The following is a 328-nucleotide window of genomic DNA, read 5'->3' on the forward strand; positions in this document are numbered from 1 at the left end:
GCTCATTCGAAGCTCACCCCCGCAACCTTCGACTGGAACACCTCGGCGTGCCCGGCGACGGTCTCCGCGTGGTCGTGCATCATCCGCGCGTGCTCCTCCAGCGCGTCCGGGTCGATCCGGAACCCGCCACCGCCGCCCCCGCCGCCGGACACCCCCAGCGCGGACTCCGCCGCCTGGAACACCAGCCCGCTCACCGCGCCCGCGACCGTGTCCACCAGCGGGCCGATCGCGGCCTCCACCACCTGGGCGATGATGTACTGCTCCAACTGCTGCTCCAGGTAGTTGATCAGACGCTTCGCGGCCTCCTCGATCGCCAGCACCGCGGCCT

At 71.3% G+C, this 328-nt stretch carries 1 pseudogene; it reads right to left on the reverse strand.

The window, feature by feature from the left end:
* Positions 1-2 precede the first annotated feature (2 nt).
* Positions 3-328 (reverse strand): annotated as a pseudogene (locus tag QSK52_RS39240) (hypothetical protein); the annotation flags it as partial.

Origin of the sequence: Kitasatospora phosalacinea (assembly GCF_030268885.1) — a bacterium.
Classification (GTDB): domain Bacteria; phylum Actinomycetota; class Actinomycetes; order Streptomycetales; family Streptomycetaceae; genus Kitasatospora; species Kitasatospora phosalacinea_C.